Below are 23,584 nucleotides of genomic sequence, written 5' to 3'. Positions count from 1 at the left end.
GTCATCACTGGCTGCGCCGTGCCCACGGCACAGGCTCCTGTGGCAGCACCGGCCCCGGTCGTTGCCCCAGCGCCACCGGCTCCACCACCCGAGCCCCCTGGGCGCATCATTTTTGCGGGATTTGCGATGCATTCGCAATCCAAGGTTTTCCGCAACGACGTGCTTCTGGCCGAAAAGCTGGTCAAAGACATCGATCCGAATGCGCTGATGCTCAAGCTGGCCAACCCGGCACGCGATCAGAGCGCCGACTGGCCGCAGGCCACCCCCGAGAACTTCGCGCTGGTGATGTCCAAAATGGCCGAAGTGGCGCGCCCGCGAGATCGCGTTCTGCTGCTCATTTCGACCCACAGCAACCCCGGTCTGCTCAACATCAACGCGGGCGGCAAACACCTGCCGCCGCTCACCCCCCAAATCCTTAGCAATGCGCTGGCCCCGCTCAACGATGTGCCAACGCTGGTGGTGCTTTCCGCCTGCTACAGCGGCGCGTTCATCGAGCCCCTGAAAGCTCCGAACCGCGTGCTGCTCACTGCCACGGACGCCCGCCGCACCACTTTCAATTGCCAGTACAAAGGCGACCACACACCGTTTGCCGAAGCGCTGTTTGGCCAGACGGGCGCAGAAAACCGTTCTGTGACCGACTGGATGGGCGAGGCGCAGAAATCCATCGCAGCGCAGGAAAGGCGCCGCAAGGTCCCCGCATCCCAGCCGCGCATCTTTGTCGGTGACGAGGCCAAGGCCTGGGCGAATCAACCTCTGAAGAACTGGTTGCAAGCACCGAAAGCGCCATAAGCCGGCCGCCACAAGCCCGTCTCCCCCGCATGCAAAAAACCCTGAAGAAGCCGTGCCTCTTCAGGGTTTTTGCATTTCAGCGCCGGGGGCTCAGAAAGGCATCTTGGGCATGCCGCCCCCGCCCATACCCTTCATCCCGCCCATCTTCTTCATCATCTTCATCAGGCCGCCGCCCTTCATCTTCTTCATCATGCCCTGCATCTGCTCAAACTCCTTGAGCAAGCGGTTGACCTCTTGCACCTGCACACCCGCCCCGTTGGCGATGCGCTTCTTGCGCGTAGCCTTGATGAGTTCGGGCTTGCGGCGCTCCAGCGGCGTCATGCTCTGGATGATGCCCTCCTTGCGTTTGATGTCCTTCTCGGCCTTGTCCATGTCCAGTGCGCCTGCCTTGGCAGTCAGCTGAGACGGCAGCTTGTCCATCAGGCTGGAGAGCCCCCCCATCTGCTTCATCTGCTGGATCTGCGACAGGAAGTCGTTCAGATCGAACCCGTCGCCACTCTTGACCTTGGCCGCCAGCTTTTGCGCGGCCTCCATGTCCACCCCGGCGGTGACCTGCTCCACCAGGGCCACGATGTCGCCCATGCCCAGAATGCGGCCCGCGTGGCGCTCGGCATCGAACACCTCCAGGCCGTCGAGCTTTTCGGACACACCCGCAAACTTGATGGGCGCGCCCGTGATCTGGCGCACAGACAGCGCAGCACCTCCGCGCGAATCGCCGTCGAGCTTGGTGAGCACGATGCCGGTGAGCGGCAACGCTTCCTTGAAGGCCTTGGCGGTGTTGATGGCATCCTGACCCTGCATGGCATCAACCACGAACAACGTTTCGACCGGGTTCAGCGCGGCGTGCAGGTCCTTGATTTCCTTCATCAAGGCTTCATCGATGGCCAGGCGACCCGCCGTATCGACCAGCAGCACGTCAAAGTAGTGCTTCTTGGCGTAGTCCAATGCTGCGTGGGCGATGTCGAGCGGCTTCTGGTCGGGCGTGCTGGGAAACCACTCGGCACCGGCCTGCTTGGTCACCGTCTTGAGCTGCTCGATAGCGGCCGGGCGGTACACGTCGCCCGACACGGTCAGCACCTTCTTCTTGCGCCTTTCGATCAGGTGCTTGGCCAGCTTGGCCGTGGTGGTGGTCTTGCCCGCGCCTTGCAGACCAGCCATCAGGATCACGGCGGGCGGCTGGGCGGCCAGGTTGATGTCAGCCACGCCTTCGCCCATGGTGGCGGCCAGTTCACGATTGACGATGCTGACCAGCGTCTGACCGGGCTTGAGCGAGCCCAGCACTTCCTGGCCCAGGGCCTTCTCTTTGACACGGGCGATGAAATCGCGCACCACCGGCAGGGCCACATCGGCTTCGAGCAGGGCCATGCGCACCTCGCGCAGCATGTCCTGCACATTGGTTTCGGTGATGCGGGCCTGGCCACGCATCTCCTTGACGAGGCGCGTGAGTTTGTCGGTAAGGGCGGAGGCCATAGGGGAGATGTCCGGTGTTGCCTGCGCGCCAGGGTGCTGGCGGTGGGGCGAAAGGCTAAACTGCGATCCATGATTTTACCCAGTGCTTCCCCTGCCAGCTGGCTCCTGGCCCTGGCCGCTGCCGTGGCATACGCCGTTCCGGCTGCCGCATCCTCGCGGCTGGGCGCTACAGCGGCGCGCAATGCACTGCTGGTGGCCTGGTTGCTGCATGGCGCCGTGCTGGTATGGGGCCTGTGGGGCGATTCCCCCCGATTTGGTTTTGCACCCGCCTTGTCGATGACCGCCTGGCTGGTGCTGACGGTGTACGCGGTAGAGCGGCAGCTGTTTCCGCAGATGCAGTCACGCTGGATACTGGCAGCGCTGGGGGCGGTTGCCATTGTGCTGGCGATGCTCTTTCCGGGCCAGCCGCTGCATGTGACGGCTTCCGCCTGGCTGCCGCTGCACCTGGCGCTGGGCATTGCCTGCTACGGCTTGTTTGCCGCCGCCGTGGTGCACGCCTGGCTGATGACACGGGCAGAGCAACGCATCCGGCAGGCCGAAGATCCCCACAGCGGCATCCCCCTGCTCACGCTGGAGCGCCTGACCTTCCGGTTTGTGACGGCGGGCTTCATCCTGCTGACTGCCACGCTGCTGGCGGGCTGGCTGTTTGGTGACACGTTGTACGGCAGGGCCTGGCGGTGGGACCACAAGGCCGTGTTCTCGCTGCTGTCCTGGATCACGTTTGCCACGTTGCTGGTGGGCCGAGCACGCTTCGGGTGGCGGGGACGCAATGCCGTGCGCGTGCTCTACGCCGGATCAGCGCTGCTGTTGCTGGCCTATGTGGGCTCCCGCTTTGTCATGGAAGTCGTCCTGGGCCGCAGCGCATGAAATACCTGGTCTTGCTGGTGGTTCTGGCCATCGCCATCGGTATCTGGCGCAGCCGACGCGCGCCAGATGCAAACGCTTCCAAAACGCCTGCACCTCCGCTGGCCCTCCCGCAGAACATGCTGGCCTGCGCCCACTGCGGCGTTCACATTCCGCAGGCAGACGCTCTGATGGTGGGCGAACAAGCCTACTGCTGCACAGAACACCGGCGCCTGGGCCCGGTCTGAAGCCGACCATGCCACCGCTGTCCGCAAGTACCTTTGCGTCCACCATGGATGCGCCATTTGTGCGCCTGTGGCGCGGTTTTCTGACAGGCCGCGTCATGGTCGCACTGGCCCTGCTGGTACTGCAAGGGGCCGGGCAGGCCATCAACCAGACCACCGAACCCGCCGTGCTGGCAGTGTGTGTGGCCTATCTGGTGGCCGCCGTCATGCTGCGCGTGCTCGGCAGGCACAGCCCGCCATCACCCAAGACCGGCCCCCAATGGCTCCCCTCCATTGGTGTTGACCTTGCAGCGATTGTCGCCCTGCAACTGCTGAACGCGGGCACCATGAACTACACCCCCCTGTTTGGCTTGCCCATCCTGATGGCAGCCGTGCTGGGAACGCTGACCTTGGCACTGGGCACCACAGCAGGCGTCACGCTGCTGCTGCTGGGCTGGGCCTGGTGGCTCGGCTCGGGCACTGCGGGCGACGACGCACCGCGCTACCTGCAAAGCGCGCTGACTGGCACAGGCTATTTCATCGTGAGCTACCTTGTGCACCAACTGGCAACACGCCTGGCGCGCGAGCAGGAAGTGGCGCAGCAAAGCCAGGTTGCTGCCCGCGTGCAGACGCAGGTCAGCGCACTGGTCATCCAGAACCTGACCGATGGGGTGTTGGTCGTGGACGAAAGCGATGTTGTGCGCATTGCAAACCCCGCAGGGCTGCAGTTGCTCGGGGGTACCTCGCTGCCCGAGCTGCCATTCATCCTGGCATCCGAGACCCCCTGGAATCCGCTCATGATCCTGGCTCGGCGCACCTTCCGCCAGGAACAGCCCCAGACCGCCGACGTAGACCTCCTGCACCCGGGACAAAGCCCCACCGGGTTGCATGTACGCACGTGGTTGACTTCGACGCGCGAGGCAGCGCGGCAGACGCAGACCGAGCGCCTGTGCGTGATGTTCCTGCACGACCTGCGCGAGATGGAGGCCCGCTTGCGCACGGAAAAGCTGGCGGCCATGGGCCGCATGTCCGCCGCCGTGGCCCATGAGATCCGCAACCCGCTGGCCGCCATCGTGCAGGCCAATGCCTTGCTCGAAGAAGACCTGCACGACCCGGCACACAAGCGCCTGGCCCACATGGTGCAGCAGAACGCCGACCGCCTCGCGCGCATTGCCGAGGAGGTACTGGACATCGCCCGCGTGCAGCACCAGATCAGCCATGCGCCCGCGTCCACCTTGCCTCTGGACGAAACGGTGTCGCAAATATGGAATGACTGGCAGGCCCAGGACCCCGTGCAGCGCCGGGCGGTGGTGATGCTGGAAGCGGGCAATCCGCAGGTGGAATTCGACACCGAACACCTGCGCCGCGTGCTCGTGAACCTGCTGGACAATGCCCTGCGCTATGTGGGACAGGAGCCTGACTCCCTCACGGTGACCACCCGCACCTTGCCCTCCGGCCAGACCAGCCTGCAAGTCTGGAGCGACGGTGCCCCCATGGACAAGTCCGTGGAGCGTCACCTGTTCGAACCGTTTTTTTCCTCCGAAAGCCGCTCCAGCGGCCTGGGCCTCTATATTTGCCGCGAGTTGTGTCAGCGCCATGGAGCGTCCATCAGCTACCAGCGGCTGACCCGCACCACCTTGCGGGGCGAGGTGGGCGGCAACGCCTTTACCGTCGGCTTTCGCCGCACCACACGCCCTGCCGATGCCGCCACGCTGTTTGACACCATCGTGGTCTGAAACGCCCTGCCATGAACGCACCTACCGCTTCCATCCTCGTCGTGGACGACGAACCCGACCTGCGCACCTTGTACGAACTGACCTTGCTGCGCGAAGGCTACCGGGTGGAGACCGCATCCAGCGTCCAGGAGGCGCGCGAACAGCTCAAGGCCCACCGCTTTGACGCCGTCATCACCGACATGCGCCTGCCCGACGGTTTCGGCATGGAACTGCTGCAGGATCTGCGCGACCAGCAGCGCCGCGAGCGCTGCGTGGTCATGACAGCGTATGGCTCCGCCGAGAACGCCGTGGAAGCCCTGCGCTCTGGTGCCTTCGACTATCTGACCAAACCCGTGGATCTGAAGCAGTTCCGCTCGGTCGTCGCATCGGCCGTGCAAGGCACCGGGGGTGTCCCCGCGCCCCGGGCCGCACGCACCGGCGGCGTACAGGGTCGGCAGGGGGCGTTCAGCGCAGACCCCTTGGCGGCGGGCACCGCACTGGACCGGCTGGTGGGCACCTCAGAGGCCATTCGCAACGTCAAGCAGCGCGTGGCCAAGGTGGCACGAGGCATGGCGCCCGTGCTGATTCATGGGGAATCCGGCACGGGCAAGGAACTGGTTGCGCAAGCGCTGCATGCCAGCAGCCAGCGTGCCGATGGTCCCCTGGTTGCCGTGAACTGCGGCGCCATCCCAGAAAACCTGCTGGAGGCAGAATTTTTTGGTGCCCGGAAAGGCTCTTACACCGGTGCCACCCAGGATCGGGACGGCTACTTTCAGGCAGCCCGTGGCGGCACGCTGTTTCTGGACGAAATCGGTGACCTTCCCTTGGCCATGCAGTCCAAATTGCTGCGCGCCATCCAGGAGCGCAGCGTACGGCCTCTTGGCTCCACCCAGGAGGAGACCGTGGATGTGCGCATCGTGAGCGCCACACACCGCGACCTGGCCGCCGACGTGCAATCGGGCCGCTTCCGCCAGGATCTCTATTACCGGCTCAACGTGATCGAAATCGTGATCCCCCCGTTGCGCGAGCGGCGCGAAGATCTGCCTGTGCTGTGTGCCGCACTTCTGGCGCGCATCGCCCAGGAATCCGGCATGCCAGTGCCTTCTCTGACAGAGCATGCGCTCCAAGCCATTTCCGCACATCCCCTGACCGGCAACGTCCGCGAACTGGAAAACCTGTTGCACCGGGCCGTGGCACTCAGCGACGGGGACGCGCTGCATGTGGACTGGCCCTCTGGCACCCCCGACCCACTAAGAGCGCGAACGCCACCAGCCCCCCCCTTCTCCGCCCACACCGAGGCGCAGCCTCCCTACCAACCACCACCGCCTGCCGCTAGCACGGGCGGCTCAGTTCCTTTGCCCAATGACCTTCAGGCTTGGCTGGACCAGCAGGAGCGCGATATCCTGATCCGAGCCCTGCGCGAAGCGGGCTTCAACAGAACGGCCACCGCAGCCCGTCTGGGCATCAGCCTGCGCCAGATACGCTACCGCATCGCTCGTCTGAACATCGCCGTCCCCAATGACCAGGACCCGCATGACGAGATCGGCTGAAGCAGCACCAGGCGGATCAAAGCCTTGGGACGGGGGATGGCACAGTGCAGCGACGAGGCTGGAATCCCCCAACCATGGCGTGCGCCCAGCCCCAGCAAGTTCCTCCGTCGACCTGATCGTGGTGCACTCCATCAGCTTGCCGCCAGGCAAATATGGCGGAAACGCAGTGCAACAGCTGTTCACCAACTCGCTGGACTGGGACGCACACCCCTACTACCAGAGCATCCGTGGTTTGGCCGTTTCGTCGCATTTCTTCATTGACCGCACCGGCGCCCTTTGGCAGTTTGTGGACTGTGATCTTCGGGCCTGGCATGCTGGCCAGTCGGCCTACCGTGGCCGCAGCCAGTGCAACGATGACTCGATTGGCATTGAACTGGAAGGCCTTGAAGGGCTTGCGTTCGAACCCGCGCAGTACCAGACCCTGACAACGCTCTGCCAGGACATCGAACAGCGCTACCCCATTGAACACATCGCAGGGCATGAGCACATCGCGCCCGGGCGCAAGCAGGACCCAGGCTCCGGCTTCGATTGGGCGCAGGTACAAAAAGCACTGAACTGGCCCGTGCAACGTTTTCCGGCAGCCACCTGGCCTGACATTCAAGCCGCCCGCTGAGGGCGCTGTGGCAGCGCCACATTCAGCGACTTTTTTCTATGTGCATTTGCACATCGTCGCGTCCCCAGACACCACGCGGCCTCGCGCAGAAAATCCGCTCGAAACGCTTGTCTTTGCGAGGTTTTCGTCCTGCTTTTCCGCAGGGGCAACGGGTTCCGGCGGGGTCAGCAGAAGGCCCTGCGGCGCCGCTGACATGCTGTTTCGTTTTTCTGAGGGCAATACGACGGTACACTACCGGTAGTGTCTTGAATGCATGTGACACACCATATATAGTGTGCGCCAGACAGTAGTCCGCCGCACCACTCACACGCTGCGACGGCATCCAGGCCGCGCACCACACCCCAGACAGCCCACAGAAGAGGACCCCCCATGCAAGCTGCTTTGAACACGCCTTCCACGCCCCATGCCGCCTCCCCCGAGGCCCCAAACACCCAGTCCGCACCAGCAGGGGCGGGTAACTCGCTGGCGCACTATCAGATCATTCGCCGCAACGGAGCAGTCGTGCCCTTTGAGCCGCAAAAAATTGCGGTGGCGATGATGAAGGCATTTCTGGCAGTGCACGGCACGCAGGGCGCCGCCTCCGCCAGCGTGCGCGAGGTGGTGGACACGCTCACCCAGAATGTGGTCCGCGCCCTCATGCGCTCGCGTCCCGGCGGCGGCACCTTCCATATTGAAGACGTGCAGGATCAGGTTGAACTGGGCCTGATGCGCGGCGAACACCACGAAGTCGCCCGGGCCTATGTTCTGTACCGCGAGCGCCGCACACAAGAGCGTGCCCACCACCAGGAACAGCTCGCGCCCGCAACCCCCATGTTGAACGTGATCGACAACGGCCAACGCGTGCAGCTGGACATCCTGCGCCTGCACGGGCTCATCGAATCGGCCTGCGCCAACCTCGGCGCCGACATCCAGGCCGCGCCCATCGTCGCCGAGACCATGCGCAACCTGTATGACGGCGTTCCCATGGACGAGGTCTACAAGGCGTCCATCCTCGCTGCCCGCACCCTGATCGAAAAAGACCCCGACTACACCTATGCCACGGCCCGCCTGCTGCTGCATACCATCGTGCGCGAAGTGCTGGGACGCGAGGTCGCCCAGAGCGATATGGGCCAGGCCTACAGGGACTATTTCCCCGCCTTCATCCAGAAGGGGGTGGACAACGAGCTGTTGGACGAGCGCCTGCTCAAGCAATACGACCTGAACCGCCTGGGCGCCGCGCTCAAGGCCGAGCGCGACCTGCAGTTCGACTACCTCGGCCTGCAGACCCTGTATGACCGCTACTTCCTGCACGTCAAGAAAACCCGCATCGAACTGCCCCAGGCGTTCTTCATGCGCGTGGCCATGGGCCTGGCACTCAATGAAACCGACCGCGAGGCCCGCGCCATCGAGTTCTACGAAGTGCTGTCGTCCTTCGACTTCATGTCGTCCACCCCCACGCTGTTCAACAGCGGTACCCTGCGCTCGCAGCTGTCCAGCTGCTACCTGACCACGGTGCCCGACGACCTGGATGGCATTTACGAATCGATCAAGGAAAACGCCCTGCTGTCCAAGTTTGCTGGCGGCCTGGGCAATGACTGGACCCGCGTACGCGCCCTGGGCTCCCACATCAAGGGCACGAACGGCGAATCGCAAGGCGTGGTGCCCTTCCTCAAGGTGGTCAACGACACTGCCGTGGCTGTGAACCAGGGCGGCAAGCGCAAAGGCGCCGTCTGCACCTACCTGGAAACCTGGCATCTGGATATCGAAGAGTTCCTGGAACTGCGCAAGAACACCGGCGACGACCGCCGCCGCACGCACGACATGAACACGGCCAACTGGATCCCTGACCTGTTCATGCGCCGCGTAATGGAAAAGGGCACCTGGACATTGTTCTCGCCCTCCAACGTGCCCGACCTGCACGATCTGTTCGGCGCCGACTTCGAGAAGGCCTATGTGGCCTACGAAGAGAAGGCCGCGCGCGGCGAGATCAAACCCGCCAAGACGGTGCAGGCCACCGACATGTGGCGCAAGATGCTGACCATGCTGTTCGAGACCGGCCATCCTTGGATCACCTTCAAGGATGCCTGCAACGTGCGTTCGCCCCAGCAGCACGCTGGTGTGGTGCACTCGTCCAACCTGTGCACTGAGATCACACTCAACACCAGCGACACCGAAACCGCCGTCTGCAATCTCGGTTCGGTCAACCTGCTGCAGCACATCAAGGACGGCCAGATCGACCACGAGAAGCTCAAGAAGACCATCACGGTTGCCATGCGCATGCTCGACAACGTGATCGACATCAACTATTACGCCGTCAAGAAGGCCCGCGACTCCAATCTGCGCCACCGCCCCGTGGGCCTGGGCGTCATGGCGTTCCAAGACAGCCTGTACGAACTGCGCATTCCCTACGCCTCGCAGGAGGCCGTGGAATTCGCCGACAAGTCGATGGAGGCCATCTGCTACTACGCCTACTGGGCCTCCACCGAATTGGCCCGGGAACGCGGCCAGTACTCCAGCTACAAGGGCTCGCTGTGGGATCGCGGCATCCTGCCTTTCGACACGCTGGACATGCTCTCGCAGGCCCGTGGCGGATATGTGGAAGTGGATCGCTCGTCCACCCTGGACTGGGATGCCCTGCGCAAGAAAATTGCGCAGGACGGCATGCGCAACTCCAACTGCGTCGCCATTGCCCCCACGGCCACCATCTCCAACATCATCGGCGTTGATGCCTCGATCGAGCCTTCGTTCGGCAACCTGTCGGTCAAGTCCAACCTGTCGGGTGAATTCACGGTCATCAACGGTGGGCTGGTGCGCGACCTCAAGCGCCTGGGCCTGTGGGATGACGTGATGATCATGGACCTCAAGCACTTCAAGGGTTCGCTGCACCCCATCGACCGGGTGCCACAGGACATCAAGGCGCTGTACTCCACAGCGTTTGAAGTCGAGCCGCAGTGGCTGGTGGAAGCCGCATCGCGTCGCCAGAAATGGATTGATCAGGCGCAGAGCCTGAACATCTACATGGCCGGCGCATCGGGCAAGAAGCTCGACGACACCTACAAGCTGGCCTGGATCCGTGGCCTCAAGACCACGTATTACCTGCGCACACAAAGCGCTACACACGTCGAGATGAGCACCGTGAATACACGCCAGCTCAATGCCGTTTCGTCGGGCAATGACAGTGGCGCATCGGCAGCGTCGGTGCCCGTTGCAGCGAAACCCAGCGCACTCGATGCGGCGGCCGCTGAAGCCACCCATCAAGCATCAGCAGTGCCTGCTACGGACGTCAAGTTCTGCGCTATCGATGATCCCGGCTGCGAAGCCTGCCAATAAGAACTTCACACGCGACACCTTGGGCTCTTCCGAGGTGTCGCGCATGTGCTGTGAAGCAACAAATCCTTGCTGCACAACGCTTCAGTGCTTTTCTTTTCGCAGCACTGCTTTCATAATCCGAACACTGGAAAATCTATGTTGACCTGGGACGAAGAAGTCAAGCCCTCATCGCAAAATCAACTGGACGGTGGACTGAACCAAAGCCACCCGGCGGGACAGCCGCCTTTGCCTTTCCAAACCCCCTCACTGCAGGAAGTGCACGCATCGATGACTGCCTCTGCAGCACCGCACGCAACACCTGCCGCAGCCACGCAACGCCGCGTGAACGCTGCCGACAAACGCATCATCAACGGGCAGACGGATGTCAATCAGCTGGTCCCGTTCAAATACAAGTGGGCCTGGGAAAAATACCTGGCCACCTGCGCCAACCATTGGATGCCTCAGGAAGTGAACATGACGCGCGACATCGCGTTGTGGAAGGACCCCAATGGCCTGACCGATGACGAACGCCGCATCATCAAGCGCAACCTGGGCTTCTTTGTCACGGCAGACTCGCTGGCTGCCAACAACATCGTGCTGGGCACCTATCGCCACATCACGGCGCCAGAGTGCCGCCAGTTCCTGCTGCGCCAGGCCTTTGAAGAAGCTATCCACACGCACGCCTATCAGTACATCGTGGAATCGCTGGGGCTGGATGAGAGCGAGATTTTCAACGCGTACAACGAAGTCCAGTCCATCCGCGACAAAGACCAGTTCCTGATCCCCTTCATCGAGGCGATCATGGATCCGAACTTCCACACTGGCACGCCCGAAACCGACCAGACGCTCCTCAAGTCGCTGATCGTGTTTGCCTGCCTGATGGAAGGCCTGTTCTTCTACGTCGGCTTCACACAGATCCTTGCACTGGGCCGCCAGAACAAGATGACTGGCGCCGCCGAGCAGTACCAGTACATCTTGCGCGACGAGTCGATGCACTGCAACTTTGGCATTGACCTGATCAACCAGCTCAAGCTGGAAAATCCCCATCTGTGGACCGCTGAATTCAAGGCCGAGATCAAGGCGCTGTTCCTCAAGGCGGTTGAACTCGAGTACCGCTACGCGGAAGACACCATGCCGCGCGGCGTGCTGGGCATGAATGCATCGATGTTCAAGGGATACCTGCGTTACATCGCCAACCGCCGTGCCACACAAATCGGGCTGGAGACGCTGTTTCCCAATGAAGAAAACCCGTTCCCGTGGATGAGCGAGATGATTGACCTCAAGAAGGAACGCAACTTCTTCGAGACCCGGGTTATTGAATACCAGTCCGGTGGTGCGCTGTCCTGGGACTAGCGCCTTTTCGCAACACACCACCATGGATTTTTACACCACGCCCACCACCACAAGCAGCGCTGCAGTGCGTTGCGGTGCAGGGCGTTCCCGTGTTCATGGCGATGGGGATTTCTCCATCGCCATGGATCGCTTCGTGTCCACTGCAGACAGGAAGTGCTCTTTGCAAATTGACCCAAGGAGAACATGATGGCAACTGCGAAAAAACCAGCCGCTAAGAAGGCGACCCCAGCGAAAAAAGCTGCACCTGCAAAACCAGTAGCAGCGAAGAAGGCTGCACCTGCCAAGAAGGCAGCAGCACCGGCAAAGAAAGCCGCTCCCGCCAAGAAGGCAGTAGCAGCGAAGAAGGCTGCACCTGCCAAGAAGGCAGCAGCACCGGCAAAGAAAGCCGCTCCCGCCAAAAAGGCAGTAGCAGCGAAGAAGGCCGCACCCGCCAAGAAGGCAGCAGCACCGGCAAAGAAAGCCGCTCCCGCCAAGAAGGCAGTAGCAGCGAAGAAGGCCGCACCTGCCAAGAAGGCAGCAGCACCGGCAAAGAAAGCCGCTCCCGCCAAGAAGGCAGTAGCAGCGAAGAAGCCTGCCGCCCCAGCCAAGAAGGCGGCTCCCGCCAAGAAGGCAACGGCTGCCAAGAAGGCCGCTCCCGCCAAGGCGCCTGCAAAAAAAGCTGCACCGGCCAAGAAGGCCCCCAAGGCGCCTGCCCCTGCGGCAGCTGCTCCAGCAGCACAGACCACCCTGAATCCTCAGGCAGCCTGGCCCTTCCCTACGGGCAACAAGCCTTAATCCTGGCGTATCACACGCTCAACCCGGTGCCTGCGCACCGGGTTTTTTTGTGCCTGTTCGTGTTGCACACCACACGCCGTGCAACACAAGAAGCCGGCAGCAATGGCGCCCCGTGACTTCATGGAAAGCTGGCCCAATTACGCGGGGATGAAATCCAGTGTGTAGTTTTGCGGGCCCCGCTGCGCAATCTTGAGGGCTCCCACCCGGTTGCCCAGCTCGGCGCAACGCACCAGCGGCCAGCCCTTTTCCAGGCCGAACAACAACGCGCCCCGCCAAGCATCACCACACCCCGTAGGATCCACCACTTGGGCTGGCACCACGGCGGGTACATGGGTTTTCTGACCATCCACCCAGACCTCGCAACCCTCCGCCCCCAGCGTCACCACAAGCCCCTTTACCTTGTTCGAAATCTCTGCAAGCGTCCAGCCCGTGCGGTCGCAAAGCATTTTCCCCTCGTAGTCATTGACCGTCACCCAGGAAGCCTGGTCCACGAACCGCGCCAGCTCTTCGCCATTGAACATGGGCAAGCCCTGGCCCGGGTCAAATACAAAAGGAATACCGGCCGCCGCAAACTGGGCCGCGTGTTCAAGCATGGCGTCACGACCATCCGGCGCGATGATCCCCACGCTCACCCCCACATCTGCCTCGATGCGGTTCACATGTGCCTGCATCATCGCCCCAGGGTGGAAGGCGGTGATCTGGTTGTTGTCACGGTCCGTCATGATCATGGCTTGTGCGGTGTAGGTGTCCTGGACCTGCCCCACATGGCGCGCACTGATACCCAGCAATTCCAGGCGCTGCAGATAGTCTGCGCCATCGCTGCCCAGCATGGCCATTGGCAATGGCTCACCGCCCAGCAACTTGAGGCTATACGCAATGTTGCCCGCACAACCACCAAAGTCGCGCCGCAACGAAGGCACCAGGAAAGAGACGTTCAGGATGTGCAGCTGGTCGGGCAGTATCTGCTCGGCAAAACGGCCCTCGAAGGTCATGATGGTGTCGAACGCCAGAGAACCACAAATGAGGGCAGCCATATCAAAGAAGTAGGTTGGTAAAAAATCAGGGATAAAACGCCAGCAACCGATAGCCAGCAACACGCGCTCCGCCGGTGGTCACAATCACTGACACGGACGCACTCCACTCGCCCCCTGCAGTCAACTCCATGGGAGCCCCCATGTCGGTGGGCAAAAGCACACGCCGAAGCACTGGCTGGTCCTGCGCATCGGTCAACGTCAACTCGACGGCGGGCATGGCCAGAGGTATCGAGGCCTTGCTCTTCATGGTCAGCGCGAGTTGATAGCTATCACCTCGGGCCTTGTTGAACGAAGAACTGTCGATGACCACATCCGCAATCTGGCGCGGCGGCGCGATCTCGCAGTGCAAGGGAGCGCACAACGCCATCAACCATGGCCTGGCACGCGCATCCATCGCGGCAAGGCGGTCACGCTCCTGAACAGCGAACTGCAGCGCAAGCCCCGCCACAGACATCAAAAGCAGCATTCCAAGCACCGTGCGCACCATCGGCCTGCGCCAGAACGCCTTGCGCCGCGCAGCGACTACAAAGCTGACTTCCTGTCCGGCCTCAGGGTCATCGTCCTCGTCAACGGCATCCGACGCCTTTCGGACCGAGGATCGCTTGCGAGTCGATGCCTGCAACACGGCTGCGGGCGAATGGTCTTCCACCAGCGCAAGTGCCTCCGGCTCGGGTTCAGGCGTCGCGGGCTGCGCAAAACCCACCGGCGGCACGGTCTCTTCAGCCCGCTCTTCCGGCTCCGCACCTTCCACCGGCAACGCCGTCTTGGTAGGCAACTCCAGTGCAGGGTATCCCATCGGGGTCAACGCCACGGCTGCAGCTGGATCGGCAGCCACCTCTTCGCCGTCTCGAAGAGCAGCAGCAGGTAACTCATACCCTGCAGGGAGTGATGTTCCATCGCCTGCACCGGGCAAGACGGCTGACAACGAGGCAGTGGGGTGATCCCCCTTGGGCAAAGAGGATGGCCTATCAGCAGCCACCTCGGGAAAGGCCAAAGGAGGCAAGGCGACGGCATCGCTCCGCATCCCTGCAACATCCCCGCCCGTTGTTGGCACATTGCGCACGGAGTCCGGGCGCCAGGCAAAAGGAGTGAGGGGGCCGATTCCCGCATCGGCACCGGGTGCCACCGCCCCGGCCGCCGCAGAGAGAAACGCGGGCACCGCAGGCTGAGGAACCTCCAGAACCGGAGCCACCACCTGGGCCTGTGCATCCGGTAACCCCGCCATTACGTCGGAAGCACCTGTGGGGAACAGCGAAAACGCTGGTTTTTCGGAGGCTGGCGATAGCGTCTCCGCAGATGGGGCAACCGGTGGCGAAGAAGGCGGCTCACCCCATGACCGCCCCGTCTCTGCCTTGCGCGCCACCGGCATGGATGGCGGACGTATGTCGGTCAACGAGACATCGGGCAACAACGCTGGTGGAGCCGCTGGAAGCAGGTGCGCCGAAGCATCAAACACCTCTTTGCATTGACCACAACGCACCCACCCTTGCGAGATGCGCAATTGGTCCGCCACCACCTTGAATGAGGTAGAGCAGGACGGGCAGCGAGTGATCTGGCTCATCAGCGATGGATTGTAGAGGCGCGTGCGACCCCGGCGAAGCGGGCTTCGGCCCCGTCTTAGCGTCGGGCGGTCATCAATATCCAGCCATCTTCTGTATCCGCCACATCGAGCTGAAGCCAGGGAGCATATGCCTCTTTCAACTCCTCAGCCTGGCGTTCCAAAATGCCTGCCAGCACCAGATTCCCGCCGGGCGCGACGTGGCTGCACAAGAGGGGCGCCAGCACGCGCAAGGGGGTGGCAAGAATGTTTGCCAGCACCGTCTGGTATTCACCCCGTGCCTTGTCGGGCAGTCCCGCGTGGAGCCGCATGTCATTGGCCTGTGCATTCAGCGCGGTGGACTCGACCGCCGCAGGATCAATATCGACCGCATCGATGTCCGTGGCACCAAACTTGGCCGCACCAATGGCGAGGATGCCAGAGCCACAGCCATAGTCCAGAACCCGGCCCAGCGGGTTGCCCATGGACGACTCGGTGGCACCGTTACGGGCAATCCAGCGCAGACACATGCGCGTCGTGGGGTGGGTGCCGGTGCCAAACGCCAGGCCCGGATCCAGCCGGATGCTGCGCTTTGCCTCGGCCGGCAGTTCGTGCCAGGTAGGAACAATCCAAAAATCCGGTGTGATGTCCACGGGCGCAAATTGCGATTGCGTGAGCCGCACCCAGTCCTGCTCGGGCACGTGGGCAACCCCCAGCACCTGGCAGCCCGCAAAAAAGTCCTGCACCACCAGCAGTTGCTGGGCCTCCCGGGCTGCCACCTCCGAAGGAAAGAGCGCCACCACCCTGCTGCGCTGCCAGCCGTCCTTGGGCGGCGGCATGCCAGGCTCACCAAACAAGGCCTGCTCGGCGTCGGTCTGGGCATCAGCATCCTCCACCGAAACGCTCAGCGCATCCAGCGCATCCAGCGCATCGCTGACCGCCTCGATCCGGTCCTCGGGACACATCAGACTCAGCTCAAACATAGAAGCCTCTCAGAAAAAGTGAAATGCTGGCACCCGTTGCCAGGAGCCAGCATGTGAATGACTGCGCAATACGATGTCAGCGCTTGTGCTGCGACAGCCACTCTTCCAGGTAATGGATGTTGGTGCCACCGGCCATGAACTTGGCGTCCACCATCAGCTCGCGGTGCAGCGGCACGTTGGTGTTGATGCCTTCGATCACCGTCTCGGACAGCGCCGTGCGCATGCGGGCCAGGGCCTGCTCGCGCGTGTCGCCGTGCACGATGATCTTGCCGATCATCGAGTCGTAGTTGGGCGGCACAAAGTAGTTGGTGTACGCATGCGAATCCACACGCACGCCGGGGCCGCCTGGTGGATGCCACGTGGTGATACGCCCGGGCGACGGAATAAACTTGTAAGGGTCTTCCGCATTGATCCGGCACTCGATGGCATGGCCCCGGATCTCAATCTGGCGCTGGGTGAACGGCAGCTTCTCGCCCGCCGCGACCATGATCTGCGTCTTCACGATGTCCACGCCGGTGATCCACTCGGTGACGGGGTGTTCCACCTGCACACGGGTGTTCATCTCGATGAAGTAGAACTCGCCGTTTTCGTACAGGAACTCGAACGTGCCCGCGCCACGGTAGCCGATCTTCTTGCACGCGGCCACGCAGCGCTCGCCGATCTTCTCGATCAGTTTGCGGGGGATGCCGGGGGCTGGAGCCTCTTCGATGACCTTCTGATGGCGACGCTGCATGGAGCAATCGCGCTCGCCCAAATACACCGCATTGCGGTGCTTGTCGGCCAGGATCTGGATTTCGATGTGGCGCGGGTTCTGGAGGAACTTCTCCATGTACACCGCAGGATTGCCAAACGCAGCGCCCGCTTCGGCCTTGGTCATCTGCACCGCATTGACCAAGGCAGCTTCGGTGTGCACCACGCGCATGCCACGGCCACCACCGCCGCCTGCGGCCTTGATGATCACCGGATAGCCCACGGCCTTGGCGATGCGGCGGATCTGCACCGGGTCATCGGGCAGTTCGCCCTCGGAGCCCGGCACGCAGGGCACGCCTGCGCGGATCATGGCCTGCTTGGCCGACACCTTGTCGCCCATGATGCGGATCGACTCGGGGGTGGGGCCGATGAACTGGAAGCCACTCTTTTCCACGCGCTCGGCGAAATCTGCGTTCTCAGACAGGAAGCCATAGCCGGGGTGAATGGCCTCGGCGTCGGTCACCTCGGCGGCCGAGATGATGGCTGGCATGTTCAGGTAGGACAACGGCGAGGGCGCTGGGCCGATGCACACCGCTTCTTCGGCGAGCTTGACGTATTTGGCGTCGCGGTCGGCCTCGGAGTAGACCATCACGGCCTTGACACCCAGTTCATGGCAGGCGCGTTGGATACGAAGGGCGATCTCCCCTCTGTTTGCGACCAGGATTTTCTTGAACATGCGCGCCTTATTCGATGACGAACAAAGGTTGGCCGTATTCCACGGCCTGACCGTTTTCACCCAGGATGCGGGTGACGGTGCCCGACTTGTCAGCCTCGATTTCGTTGAGGATCTTCATCGCTTCGATGATGCAGATGGTTTCGCCTTCCTTGACCTGGCTGCCGACTTCAACAAAAGCCTTGGCGCCAGGGCTGGACGAACGGTAGAACGTGCCCACCATGGGTGACTTGACGATGTGGCCAGCAGGGACTGCAGGGGCCGAGGGCGCAGGCAACTCGGCAACTTGGGCGGCGGCAGACGCAGGGGGCGCAGGCGCTTGCATCGGGGCGGGGACGTACTGCTGAACGACACCACCCACGCTCTTGACGATGCGGACTTTGCCCTCGGCTTCCGTGATTTCGAGTTCAGATACGTTCGACTCGGACACGAGATCGATGAGGGTTTTGAGTTTTCGCAGATCCATGGGAGCTCCAACGGCTATAAAACTGATAGGACTTACGCCAATCGGGACGCAGTAGCCGCCTCGCGTTGGGCGAGCCGCCTGCCTGAGCCCTGCTTTGCGCAAGTCATGACTGAATAGGGCGCGAATTTACTCCAATTTCAGCCTATCTCCGTCTTCCACAGGTATTTTTGATGAACTACATCATGTCGATACCCAGCCGGGGCCTACAAAAATGCCGAACAGAAGGTTTGGTCGATCAGCGCAGAGGCGCCCACAGCTGGAGGTCTTGCGGGGTGATTTGCCCCATTTTACGGTGCAGGACACGTCCATTGCCCCCGAGCACCACGGTAAACGGCAGGCCACCGGTAAGGTTGCCCAGTGATCGCCCCAGGTCGGTACCGCCCAGTCCGGCAAGGCCCACGGGGAACTCCAGCGGAATACGCTGCAGAAACTTGCGCACGGCAGAGGGCTGGTCGATGGCCAATCCCAGAACTTGCCATCCGTTCGGCGCCTGTTGGCGATAGAAAGCATTGAGCATGGGCAGCTCTTCCACACAGGGCGGGCACCAGGTGGCCCAGAAGTTCAGCAGCAGCGGCTTGCCAGCCAGAGACTTCAGCGCCACCACGCCCCCTTCAGGCTTTTCAAACTCCATCGCCCAGAGCGCTTCTTCCACCCCATGCTCCATGGCATGGGGCTGGAACTTCCACCATGCCAGGCCGGCACCACCCAACGCTGCAGCGCCTGCCACCCCGGCGTACAGCAGTCGCCTACGTGCGGCCGACGGTTGCGCATCGCTGGTGGCAGGGATGGACTCAGGGCGATCGGAAGGGCTTGTCATGGGGCAGGGGTTTCCTGGAGCAGGCGCCGAACGGCGGTCATGTCACCGCGCGGCACACGCCCTTGGGCATCCGGGCGCAATGCGCCGCGCAGGTCATCGAGGTCATAGATCATCAAGTGCACCCCGATCATCTCATTGAGTTCGGGCGACTTGCTGCCCAGGCTCAGCGCTTCGACCGACTCACCATGAAAACCGGTGACCGTGCGTGGCTCGTAGTCCACATGGTGATCGATGAGCGCTATTTCTGCAGATTTGGAGTCATCGCAGAACAACTGCAGGTAAATGTCGGACAGGCGCGTGGCTGTACCATGCCATACAGCCCCCGCCAGATGGGGACGGAAGGCCGCCATGCGCTCCATCCACACGAGGGCCAGCTGGCGCAGCGCCCGCAGCTCATGCGGCTGCGTATCGGCACAAAAGAGCTGGATGTACTCCCGCACGGCGGCCTCGACTTGGTCGTTGCTCGGCAGGGGCGTGCGGGCAGGCAGGCCCATCTGGCGCAGCGCACGGCGCTTGGCCGGGCCCCATTCCAGGCCCTCTTCCACCACCAGCCGGGCCGTGGTGTGGGCGATTTCGTCGCTCAAAGGTGTGTGCATGGCGGTAGGGGATGGTGGTGGCAGGGAAAGAAACCGCATTGTGGCCCGAAGCACCTGCCTGGACTACGGGTTACCCCTAGATATGCCCAGGGTCACTATATTTTTCATAGCTTCTCGCGCTTATCCACCAAGCGCTGGGGGCCTGTTATTTATTGAACCTTAGAATCTGCGCCCATGCATATACACATACTGGGCATCTGCGGCACGTTCATGGGCGGCCTGGCCGCGCTCGCGCGCGAGGCAGGCCACAAGGTGACGGGTTGCGACGCTGGCGTTTACCCGCCGATGAGCGACCAATTGCGGGCCCTGGGCATCGATCTGATCGAAGGTTTTGGCGCCGACCAACTGGCCCTGCAGCCCGACATGTTTGTCATCGGCAACGTGGTCAGCCGCGTCCGCCTGCCTGACGGCTCGCCCAAGTTTCCGTTGATGGAAGCCATCCTGGACGCAGGCCTGCCCTACACCAGCGGCCCGCAGTGGCTGGCCGAGCATGTACTACAAGGCCGCCATGTGCTGGCGGTTGCTGGCACCCATGGCAAGACAACCACCACCTCAATGCTGGCCTGGATTCTGGAAAGCGCCGGGCAGCAGCCAGGTTTTCTGATTGGCGGAGTACCGCTGAATTTCGGCGTGTCCGCCCGCCTGGGGGCGCCCCGGCGACCATCACCCGGCAGTGCGCCGCTGGGGGCCGCGCCGCTGTTCGTGATCGAGGCTGACGAATACGACACCGCCTTCTTCGACAAGCGCAGCAAGTTTGTGCACTACCGCCCTCGCACTGCGGTGCTGAACAACCTGGAGTTCGACCACGCAGACATCTTTGACAACCTGGCCGCCATCGAGCGGCAGTTTCACCACCTCGTGCGCACGGTGCCGCCATCGGGCCGTGTGGTGGTCAACGGTCTCGAAGAAAGCCTCACCCGCGTGTTGCACACGGGCTGCTGGAGCGAAGTGGCCAGCTTCGGCGAAGCCGTCAGCGACTTTTCCGCCGAAGGCGATCCCCAGGCATTCGACGTGCTGCACCAGGGGCGCAAGGCCGCCCGGGTGGAGTGGGCGCTGACCGGCGTGCACAACCAGCTCAACGCACTGGCGGCCATTGCCGCCGCTCACCATGTGGGCGTGAGCCCCGAGCAGGCCGCTACGGCACTGGCCACCTTTCAGAACGTGAAGCGGCGCATGGAACTGCGCGGCACCGTGAATGGCGTTGCGGTGTATGACGACTTTGCCCACCACCCCACCGCCCTGAGAACCACGCTGGACGGCCTGCGCCGCAGCCTGGGCCAGGGTGCGCGCATCCTGGCGGTGTTCGAGCCCCGCAGCAACACCATGAAACTGGGCGCCATGAAGGCCCAACTGCCGTGGGCGCTGGAGCCTGCCGACCTCGCGTTCTGCCACACGGCCGGGCTGGACTGGGACGCAGCGCAGGCCCTCGCCCCCCTGGGCGTGGGCCCAGGCCTGCGGGCGCAAACCGCTGCCGACATCAACACCCTGGTACAACAGGTCACAGCGGCAGCCCGCCCGGGGGATCACATCGTATGCATGAGCAACGGGGGATTTGGCGGCATCCACGCCAAACTGCTGGAATCGCTACAAAATAAATAGCTGCCAACACTTACCAGGCAAGCGCCAGGGCCTGATTTTCTTCAAAAATCAGAACGATACCGCCATGCCCGGGACGTCCACGCGCACCACGGGCTTGGCGAGCGCCGCGCTGGCAGCGCGAGCAAAGTCACGGGACCATGCCGGGTCGGCCAGCAACGAAGCCCCCGCAGCGCGGGCCACTGTGAGCACCTTGTCCGCCAGCAGCACCTTGCCGCTGGCGCGCAGGGGTTCGCAATCGAGCGCGGTGAACTGATCATCCAGCCAGCGCCTGCCAGCCTCGTGGCCCATGGGCTCGGCGCCCTCCAGATCAAAACGGAATTCCTGGTTTCCGGCCAGACGGACCGACACTTCGCTGTGCATGATGGTTTGCCTTTCTATCTACTGAAACCGTGGCAGCGACTGCAGTGCTCCCTTGCACGGCCCGCCACGGGCTTCCAGTTTAGGGCCTTCGGCCAGCGGCGCGGATCACCGCGCGCGGCGCGCCTTCACGGCGTCAGACAGCTCAGCCAGCGCCGTCAGCGAATCGTCCCAGCCCAAGCAGGCGTCCGTGATGCTCTTGCCATACTCCAGCGCGCCGGGCTGGTCCTTGCCCGGTGAGAACTTCTGGGCACCGGCGGTGAGGTGGCTCTCGATCATGAGGCCGAACACACTGCGCGAGCCACCGGCGAGCTGAGCGGCGATGTCGCGCGCCACGTCGAGCTGCTTTTCATGTTGCTTGCTGCTGTTGGCATGGCTGCAGTCCACCATCAGGGTGGCGGGCAGCTTGGCGGCTTCGAGGTCCTTGCAGGCAGCGGCCACGCTGGCAGCGTCGTAGTTGGGCGTCTTGCCGCCGCGCAGGATCACGTGGCAATCCTTGTTGCCCTTGGTGTTGACGATGGCCACCTGGCCGTTTTTATGCACCGACAGGAAGTGGTGGCCCCGGCTGGCCGACTGGATCGCGTCGGTGGCAATGCGGATGTTGCCATCCGTGCCGTTCTTGAAGCCGATGGGCGCCGAGATGCCGGAGGCCAGCTCGCGGTGCACTTGGCTTTCTGTGGTGCGGGCGCCAATGGCGCCCCAGCTGATGAGGTCGCCGATGTACTGGGGCGAAATCACATCCAGGAACTCGCTGCCGGCGGGCATGCCCAGGCGGTTAATTTCGATCAGCAGCTGGCGCGCAATGCGCAGGCCTTCGTCGATGCGGTAGCTTTCGTCGAGGTACGGGTCGTTGATGAGGCCCTTCCAGCCCACCGTGGTGCGTGGCTTCTCAAAGTACACCCGCATCACGATTTCCAGGGTGTCGGCGTACTGCGTGCGCGCGGCCATGAGGCGGCGCGCGTACTCCACAGCGGCAGCCGGATCGTGGATGGAGCATGGGCCGATCACCACCAGCAGGCGGTCATCCTTGCCGGCCATGATGTTGTGGATGTTCTTGCGGGTCTGGGTGATCAGCGTCTCGACCGGCGTTCCACGGATCGGGAAAAAGCGGATCAGATGCTCGGGAGGAGGCAACACGGTAATGTCCTTGATACGTTCGTCGTCGGTCTGGCTGGTTTTCTCGACGCTGCGGTACCAGGCATCGCTGGTCGGGGTGGTGGCGGCCGTCATGGTTGCTTCCTCGTGGAGTAAAAGTAGTGGGAGGGATGAAAAAACGAGAGGGCAGAAAAACAAAAACCGCCGGGCTTTGCAGCGTCGGCGGTTGGTATGGGAAGGTTGTGTTTGCTTGCGCGTTTTCCTCTCATCCGCCGGGGACCGAGATAAAAAACCAAAAATAAAACGTGCTGCGAACTTGCATGGCAGCCAATGTAGCACAGGAGTGCGGCAGTGCAGCACCCCCGGATTGTTGCGATTGCGCGACAGCAATGGTAATCCGGATGCCTACCAGGCCCCACTTCCAACCCCCTGATTCAACGCCTCCAGCGACGAAACCAAGCGCTCGCACGCTGCAGGACGGACAGCTTGCGCGGCGGCGCCCGATCCTGCAGGTCACTGGGTGGATCGCTCTGGTGCTCGTACATGTCGATGAGCAGCAGCGCCTCGCCCAGCGTGCGCCAGGCCAGAAGCTCGAACTGGTCGAAGCTTGCACTTTCCTTCGGGCTGCGCCGCTCCAGCATCTGCTGCCAGTCCGCGATCGCATTGCGCAACTCCCTCAGCGCACGCTCATAGGCCCCGAACTCGTACAACGCGTGCCAGGCCGATCCCAGGCCCGTCAGGAACAACTGGTGCTCGCGGGCGCAATGCGACAAAGTCAACACACGCCGGGTGATGGCTGTGGTATCGGTGCTGGTGCGGCGGATCCGCACTGCCTCGTCGATCTGCGTTGAGAGCGCGCTCAAGCTATCGCGCAGTTGGCGAGATTCCTCATCGGCCACGCCTTCACGCAGAAAGCGGCTGATGTCGCCAAATGACTGAAGGGTCTGCTGGCTCGGAAGCGTGGCGGGCATGGCACATATTGTGCGCTCCGTAGCTCTACGCCACACCCTCTTCAGCCCTTAGCGCGCGCGGAAGCAGCAAGACATGGAGCCACAGCA

22 protein-coding genes are annotated in these 23,584 nt (G+C 62.8%); 11 read left to right on the top strand and 11 right to left on the bottom strand.

Annotation, left to right across the window (positions count from 1 at the left end; all coding sequences use genetic code 11):
- The first annotated feature begins 126 nt into the window (after positions 1–126).
- Positions 127–789: a C13 family peptidase gene (locus ACSQ22_RS19755; RefSeq protein WP_436131307.1), complete on the top strand. Its 663-nt coding sequence runs from the start codon at positions 127–129 to the stop codon at positions 787–789.
- A gap of 90 nt (positions 790–879) precedes the next feature.
- Here ACSQ22_RS19755 and ffh read toward each other — a convergent pair whose 3' ends face one another.
- Complete coding sequence (gene ffh, locus ACSQ22_RS19750) at positions 880–2,259, bottom strand: signal recognition particle protein (RefSeq protein ID WP_436131306.1); 1,380 nt, start codon at positions 2,257–2,259, stop codon at positions 880–882.
- 69 nt (positions 2,260–2,328) lie between these two features.
- Between ffh and ACSQ22_RS19745 the strand changes: the two genes are divergently transcribed.
- The 9 genes from ACSQ22_RS19745 (at position 2,329) to ACSQ22_RS19705 (ending at position 12,619) form a co-directional block, all read left to right on the top strand.
- Entirely contained in the window at positions 2,329–3,126 is a 798-nt protein-coding gene (locus ACSQ22_RS19745) for a cytochrome C assembly family protein (protein ID WP_055395019.1), read from the top strand.
- Complete coding sequence (locus tag ACSQ22_RS19740; RefSeq protein ID WP_218301722.1) at positions 3,123–3,350, top strand: PP0621 family protein; 228 nt, start codon at positions 3,123–3,125, stop codon at positions 3,348–3,350. The genes ACSQ22_RS19745 and ACSQ22_RS19740 overlap by 4 nt, the downstream gene beginning before the upstream one ends.
- Positions 3,351–3,358: 8 nt before the next feature.
- Entirely contained in the window at positions 3,359–5,062 is a 1,704-nt protein-coding gene (locus ACSQ22_RS19735; RefSeq protein WP_436131305.1) for a two-component system sensor histidine kinase NtrB, read from the top strand.
- 11 nt (positions 5,063–5,073) lie between these two features.
- Entirely contained in the window at positions 5,074–6,591 is a 1,518-nt protein-coding gene (locus ACSQ22_RS19730) for a sigma-54-dependent transcriptional regulator (protein ID WP_436131304.1), read from the top strand.
- Positions 6,575–7,204 (top strand): 1,6-anhydro-N-acetylmuramyl-L-alanine amidase AmpD, encoded by a 630-nt coding sequence (ampD, locus tag ACSQ22_RS19725; RefSeq protein WP_436131303.1) that lies wholly within the window; start codon positions 6,575–6,577, stop codon positions 7,202–7,204. The genes ACSQ22_RS19730 and ampD overlap by 17 nt, the downstream gene beginning before the upstream one ends.
- A 369-nt stretch (positions 7,205–7,573) precedes the next feature.
- The gene (locus tag ACSQ22_RS19720) at positions 7,574–10,513 is read left to right on the top strand and encodes a ribonucleoside-diphosphate reductase subunit alpha (protein ID WP_436131302.1); all 2,940 of its coding nucleotides are present in this window, start codon (positions 7,574–7,576) and stop codon (positions 10,511–10,513) included.
- Positions 10,514–10,648: 135 nt separating this feature from the next.
- Positions 10,649–11,845: a ribonucleotide-diphosphate reductase subunit beta gene (locus ACSQ22_RS19715; RefSeq protein ID WP_121508596.1), complete on the top strand. Its 1,197-nt coding sequence runs from the start codon at positions 10,649–10,651 to the stop codon at positions 11,843–11,845.
- A gap of 22 nt (positions 11,846–11,867) precedes the next feature.
- Positions 11,868–12,032 carry a hypothetical protein gene (locus ACSQ22_RS19710; protein WP_158603296.1) on the top strand — a complete coding sequence of 55 codons (165 nt, stop codon included), beginning with the start codon at positions 11,868–11,870 and terminating at the stop codon, positions 12,030–12,032.
- Positions 12,032–12,619, top strand: a complete 588-nt coding sequence (locus tag ACSQ22_RS19705; RefSeq protein WP_055395059.1) for a hypothetical protein — start codon at positions 12,032–12,034, stop codon at positions 12,617–12,619. Before ACSQ22_RS19710 ends, ACSQ22_RS19705 begins: the two co-directional genes overlap by 1 nt.
- 137 nt (positions 12,620–12,756) lie before the next feature.
- On the opposite strand, the gene ACSQ22_RS19700 is transcribed toward ACSQ22_RS19705, so the two are convergent.
- The 7 genes from ACSQ22_RS19700 to ACSQ22_RS19670 all read right to left on the bottom strand — a co-directional run bounded on the left by ACSQ22_RS19700 (position 12,757) and on the right by ACSQ22_RS19670 (position 19,475).
- Complete coding sequence (locus ACSQ22_RS19700; protein ID WP_436131301.1) at positions 12,757–13,653, bottom strand: carbohydrate kinase family protein; 897 nt, start codon at positions 13,651–13,653, stop codon at positions 12,757–12,759.
- 25 nt (positions 13,654–13,678) lie between these two features.
- Entirely contained in the window at positions 13,679–15,214 is a 1,536-nt protein-coding gene (locus ACSQ22_RS19695) for a zinc-ribbon and DUF3426 domain-containing protein (RefSeq protein ID WP_436131300.1), read from the bottom strand.
- Between the two features lie 56 nt (positions 15,215–15,270).
- A complete protein-coding gene (prmA, locus tag ACSQ22_RS19690; RefSeq protein WP_436131299.1) occupies positions 15,271–16,173 on the bottom strand; it encodes a 50S ribosomal protein L11 methyltransferase in 903 nt (300 codons plus the stop codon).
- 76 nt (positions 16,174–16,249) lie between these two features.
- Positions 16,250–17,599: an acetyl-CoA carboxylase biotin carboxylase subunit gene (gene accC / locus ACSQ22_RS19685; protein WP_055395037.1), complete on the bottom strand. Its 1,350-nt coding sequence runs from the start codon at positions 17,597–17,599 to the stop codon at positions 16,250–16,252.
- A gap of 7 nt (positions 17,600–17,606) precedes the next feature.
- Positions 17,607–18,062, bottom strand: a complete 456-nt coding sequence (gene accB, locus ACSQ22_RS19680) for an acetyl-CoA carboxylase biotin carboxyl carrier protein (protein WP_121421124.1) — start codon at positions 18,060–18,062, stop codon at positions 17,607–17,609.
- A 235-nt stretch (positions 18,063–18,297) separates the two neighbouring features.
- Positions 18,298–18,879, bottom strand: a complete 582-nt coding sequence (locus ACSQ22_RS19675; RefSeq protein ID WP_121508592.1) for a TlpA family protein disulfide reductase — start codon at positions 18,877–18,879, stop codon at positions 18,298–18,300.
- Entirely contained in the window at positions 18,876–19,475 is a 600-nt protein-coding gene (locus ACSQ22_RS19670) for a hypothetical protein (protein ID WP_121421126.1), read from the bottom strand. The genes ACSQ22_RS19675 and ACSQ22_RS19670 overlap by 4 nt, the downstream gene beginning before the upstream one ends.
- Positions 19,476–19,649: 174 nt before the next feature.
- Between ACSQ22_RS19670 and mpl the strand changes: the two genes are divergently transcribed.
- The gene (gene mpl / locus ACSQ22_RS19665) at positions 19,650–21,074 is read left to right on the top strand and encodes a UDP-N-acetylmuramate:L-alanyl-gamma-D-glutamyl-meso-diaminopimelate ligase (RefSeq protein ID WP_436131298.1); all 1,425 of its coding nucleotides are present in this window, start codon (positions 19,650–19,652) and stop codon (positions 21,072–21,074) included.
- Positions 21,075–21,122: 48 nt separating this feature from the next.
- On the opposite strand, the gene ACSQ22_RS19660 is transcribed toward mpl, so the two are convergent.
- The 3 genes from ACSQ22_RS19660 to ACSQ22_RS19650 all read right to left on the bottom strand — a co-directional run bounded on the left by ACSQ22_RS19660 (position 21,123) and on the right by ACSQ22_RS19650 (position 23,497).
- On the bottom strand, positions 21,123–21,434 hold the full coding sequence (locus ACSQ22_RS19660; protein WP_055395047.1) for a hypothetical protein: 312 nt from the start codon (positions 21,432–21,434) through the stop codon (positions 21,123–21,125).
- A gap of 105 nt (positions 21,435–21,539) precedes the next feature.
- Positions 21,540–22,661 carry a 3-deoxy-7-phosphoheptulonate synthase gene (locus ACSQ22_RS19655; protein WP_436131297.1) on the bottom strand — a complete coding sequence of 374 codons (1,122 nt, stop codon included), beginning with the start codon at positions 22,659–22,661 and terminating at the stop codon, positions 21,540–21,542.
- A gap of 299 nt (positions 22,662–22,960) precedes the next feature.
- A complete protein-coding gene (locus tag ACSQ22_RS19650) occupies positions 22,961–23,497 on the bottom strand; it encodes a hypothetical protein (protein ID WP_436131296.1) in 537 nt (178 codons plus the stop codon).
- Between the last annotated feature and the right edge of the window lie 87 nt (positions 23,498–23,584).

It is taken from the genome of Acidovorax sp. LjRoot38 (assembly GCF_964252975.1).
In the GTDB taxonomy this organism is placed as follows: Bacteria; Pseudomonadota; Gammaproteobacteria; order Burkholderiales; family Burkholderiaceae_C; genus Acidovorax; species Acidovorax facilis.
Note: the sequence above shows the minus strand (reverse complement) of the source record. Positions and strands in the feature narration are given on the sequence as shown.